Below are 4,091 nucleotides of genomic sequence, written 5' to 3' on the forward strand. Positions count from 1 at the left end.
CCCCCGCCCCACGTGGCTCCCGCTCGAAGCGCGGCGGACCCAAGAAGTCCTGAGCCTTCGGACCTGACGCCTCCCCGTCCGCGGCGAACCGCACGAACCTGTCCGACAGTCGGACAGGTTTGGAGGGTCGGGGGGCCAGACCGACTGGGCCGTGGCAGGCGGGAGGTGTACAGCCTGGATGGCCACGGTCTACCGTCGCGGGCGGTGCGGTCGCGCACCACGAGGGGGAACCGCCATGCGTTCATGCATCTTCGTCCTGGGCCTGATGGCCCTCATCGGGGCCGTCCCCGCTGAAGCCAGCAGCAAGCCTGTCGCGCTCATCTGGAAGGGCTCCAAGGACAAGGCCGAAGCCGAAGGCCAGGAGTACTCCTGGCCCGGCCTCGAAAAGCTGCTCGAGAAGACCGGCCTCACCCTTCCGGAAGGCCACCCCCGGCTCGTCCAGAGCAAGACCGTCCCGGGCCTCAAGCCCGGCTTCTGGGTCTGGATCCTGGGCACCTGCCCCTCCGACGACGCGGCCCCCATCCTCGAACACCTCAAGCTGCTCGCCCCGGAGACCTACTCCCGCGAGGTGAAGCTCCCCGCGAAGAAGCTCGCCTGTCCCAAGCCGCCGGCGTCCCCGCTGCTGGCCCGGGACGAGGTCCTCAAGATTCCCTCGGGTGAGACCCTGCGCGTGTTCACACAGGAGGAGACGGAATCCCCCGACGAGGAGGGACACGGAGACTCCATCTCCCGGACGCGGTTCCACTTCGTCCTCTTCAGCAAGGACGGCGAGGTCCTCTCCACACAGGACACCGAGGGCGACGTGGACGTCCGCGGAAACGACCCGGCCACCGGCCCCACTGCCTACCGCTGCACGGACACGCGCATCGAGACGTCGAAGGACGCAGGCAAGATGGTCCTCACCCGCAGCTGCGGCGCCAGCGCCTGGGCCGAGTGCGGCTCCATGCTGTCCGCGGACGAGAGCGTCACCGTGACCGCGAGCGACAGCACCGTGTCCGCGAGCGCCATGGAGCGCACGAACATCCAGCACGCCGAATGCGACTGACCGCATCCCCTCAGGGGAAGCGGTACACGGTGACGTAGCCGTCCTGATACACCATCTGGCCCCCCAGCTCGTCCGTGATGAACTGGTGGCGGATGGGGTGGAAGTAGTGCGTCACGTACCACTTGAAGTGGTGCTCCTCCAGGTAGCGCCGCATCTCCTGGCGCTCCTCCGGCGTGACGGTGCCGAACGCGCTGCGCATCCCTTCCGCAGCGCGGATCAACCGCGAGTCCACCAGCGCCGACTCCCGCACCGGCAGCCGGGACAGCCGGGCGAAGGACACTGGCTTGCCGTGGAAGATCTGCTCCCACTGCCCCTGCACGTTGTCCGTCAGCACCGCCGCGGGCATGGGCGTGTCGCGAATCTCATCGAACACTGGCGGCAGCTGGGGAATCGCGGGCACTGGCATCTGGAGGCCCCGGTACTCCATGTTCGGAACCAGCGCCACCGCGAGCGCCACCGCCACCCCCAGCCGTGCGTCACGCCGGGCCGCCCACGCCCCCGCGTGCGCCGCCGCGAACGCCACCAGCACCGACAGCGACAGGAACGTGAGCAGCACGAAGCGCACCGGCATGCCCCCTCGCGAGAACAGCGGCACCACGTGCTTGAACACCACGTAGGGCATCGGAATCTGGACCTTGAGCGGCACGCCGAACGCCGTCAGCGGCTCCGACAGCGCCAGCCAGACCGACAGCGCCAGCAGCAGCAGCACGTCCCGCCGCCACACCCGCTCCCGCCACGCGGGCACCAGCGCCACGGCCAGGGCGATGACGATGAGCAGCACCACCGGCGACAGCCGGTCCTCCAGGCCGATGTTGAGCACCGTGCCCATGGACAGCACCGCGAAGCCCAGCCCCAGCCCCAGCCAGCGGCGTCCCTCCGGCACGCCCCGCCACACCGCGAAGACGGCCAGGAGCGGCGTCAACCAGCCCAGGAAGTTGCCGGTCTCCTCCGCGTTGGTCGCCATCTTCATGCGCATGATGTTCAGGGAGAACTCACGCGCGCTCGCGGGAAGGTCCGTCATCCACGCCGAGCGCGTGTCCGGAACGAAGAACGCATACAGGTCCGAGAAGTAGTCGGAGTCACCGTGGTGGATCTGCAGCGGCGCGGGGAACGCATGCAGCATCAGCGGCACGAGGGGCGGCACGCACGCGAGCCCCGCGGCCAGGCCCGCCACCGCCGCGCGGCGCATGAGCGGGTCCTTCAGCGTCTCGACGGAGAGCAGCGGCCCCCGCTTCCACCGCTCCGCCACCACCCACAGCAGTGAGAAGAGCGCGATGTAGACGAGGTAGTAGTAGTCACACAGCAACACGTACAACGCGCACAGCGCCAGCCCCACCAGCCACTTGCGCTTGCCCTCGTCAAGCCAGCGGAAGAAGAACAGCAGGTACAGCGGCAGCCCCTCCAGCGCGGTGAGGTTCAGGTGCGCCGTCGCGTGGGCAAGGTGGTAGCGCGAGAAGTTGAACACGCACGCGCCCGCCAGCGCCGCCGCCGCCGCGAGCCACGGCCCATGGCCCGCGCGCTCCAGCAGGTAGCGCAAGAGCAGCCACGACGTGTAGCCCGTCAGCACGAACGAGCCGAACAGCACCACGTTGTACGCCGTCTCCACCGGCATGAACGGCAGCAGCACCACGCCCCACAGCGTCTTCGCGGGCGCCAGGGTGTGCCAGTACAGCTCCGCGCCCAAAGGCCAGTGGAGGAAGGGCGCGAAGAAGGGGTTCTGCGGCTGCACCCAGAGGGCCTGCCGCATCCACCACAGGTGCCACATGTTCATGTAGACGTCTTCGCGGCCTCCCATCACGTGCCCCTGCATCTGGGACAGCAGGGGCCAGGTGTGGAAGGCCGACAGCGCGAAGAACGTGAGCAGCACCAGCGGGTGCAGGACCCGCCGCATCAAGGGGGACATAGGCGCGGGGGACAACTCAGAGGGGCCGTTCGGCGGCCATCAGCATGTTGTCGCCCAGGTTGAACGGGATGGACCAGCTGGACGGCACACCGCGCCGCACCAGCTCCAACGCCGGCGCCGCGGGCGTGAAGCTCGCCCCCACCTTCCGCAGCAGGTAGTCCGCGGAGATGATGTGCGTGTATGTCCGGACGTCCGTGACGTGGAAGCCCACCTCCTCCAGCAGCATCGCCAGGGTGCGGCGGCCGAAATAGAACAGGTGCATGTCCATCAGCCACGGCCACTGGCCGCCCATCAGGCGCGCCAGCAGGCTGCCCGCGTCGATGGTGGACAGGTAGATGCGTCCGCCGGGGCGCACCAGCTTGAGCGCCGCCTTCAGCTCCTCGCGCGGATCCGCGAAGTGCTCCACGACGTCCCACAGCGTCACCACGTCGTACTGGAGCCCCTTCGCCGCCAGCTCCCGCAGGGGGATGCCGTGCACCGTGAAGCCCAGGCTCCGCGCGTTGCCGGCCGCCCAGCGCGACAGCTCCAGCCCCTCCGGGCGGAAGCCCGCCTCGCGCGCCACGTCCAGGAAGTAGCCGCAGTAGGCGCCCACATCCAGCAGCGTGCGGTCCCGGGCCGGGCCCAGCTCGCGCAGCACGCGGCGGAAGGTGTGGTAGCGGTTGTCCTTCTCCGCGACGTAGAGCGGGTCCTCCACGTCCTGGTACGCCTGGAGCAGCGTGTCCGGGGACTGGAGCGGCCACTGGAACATCATCCCGCAGTCCTCGCAGCCCCAGATGGGCGGGTGGCTGCGGTGGCCGAAGGACGTGCAGTTGTAGGCCGCCGCCCCCTGGGGTTGGGTTCCGCCGCGCGCCCGGTGCCGCAGCCGCAGACGCACTCCCTTGCACAGGTAGCAGGCATCCGGCACGGGGGCCAGGTGCGGTTCGGAGGCACGACGGGCGGCGTTGTCCATCATGGCGGCGCACCGTAGCCGCTGGGGCCCACCGCCTCAACACGTCGGATGGGACGACCCCGGCCAGGGGCGGCCCTCGCGCCAGCGTGGCTCCAGGCCCCTAGCCCCTTGCTTTCCAGGCGGCACGCCGCGAAATAGGCCTCCGTCTGGAATCGTTGCTTCAGGTTCCCTCCCCCCCGCGGTCCCGTGACATG

The 4,091-nt window shown here is 69.5% G+C and carries 3 protein-coding genes; 1 reads left to right on the plus strand and 2 read right to left on the minus strand.

Going from position 1 to position 4,091, the window contains the following annotated elements; genetic code table 11:
- The first annotated feature begins 235 nt into the window (after positions 1-235).
- Complete coding sequence (locus D7X32_RS43480; protein WP_120608352.1) at positions 236-1,045, plus strand: hypothetical protein; 810 nt, start codon at positions 236-238, stop codon at positions 1,043-1,045.
- Between the two features lie 10 nt (positions 1,046-1,055).
- On the opposite strand, the gene D7X32_RS43485 is transcribed toward D7X32_RS43480, so the two are convergent.
- Complete coding sequence (locus D7X32_RS43485) at positions 1,056-2,948, minus strand: hypothetical protein (RefSeq protein WP_120608353.1); 1,893 nt, start codon at positions 2,946-2,948, stop codon at positions 1,056-1,058.
- Positions 2,949-2,964: 16 nt separating this feature from the next.
- The gene (locus D7X32_RS43490; protein ID WP_244239508.1) at positions 2,965-3,900 is read right to left on the minus strand and encodes a class I SAM-dependent methyltransferase; all 936 of its coding nucleotides are present in this window, start codon (positions 3,898-3,900) and stop codon (positions 2,965-2,967) included.
- Positions 3,901-4,091: the final 191 nt, after the last annotated feature.

Source organism: Corallococcus carmarthensis, from assembly GCF_003611695.1.
Lineage (GTDB): Bacteria > Myxococcota > Myxococcia > Myxococcales > Myxococcaceae > Corallococcus > Corallococcus carmarthensis.

Excerpts from the sequence above, each read along its gene's own strand:
- D7X32_RS43480 (WP_120608352.1), top strand. The coding sequence starts at position 236 with ATGCGTTCATGCATCTTCGTCCTGGGCCTGATGGCCCTCATCGGGGCC.
- D7X32_RS43485 (WP_120608353.1), bottom strand. The coding sequence starts at position 2,948 with ATGTCCCCCTTGATGCGGCGGGTCCTGCACCCGCTGGTGCTGCTCACG.
- D7X32_RS43490 (WP_244239508.1), bottom strand. The coding sequence starts at position 3,900 with ATGATGGACAACGCCGCCCGTCGTGCCTCCGAACCGCACCTGGCCCCC.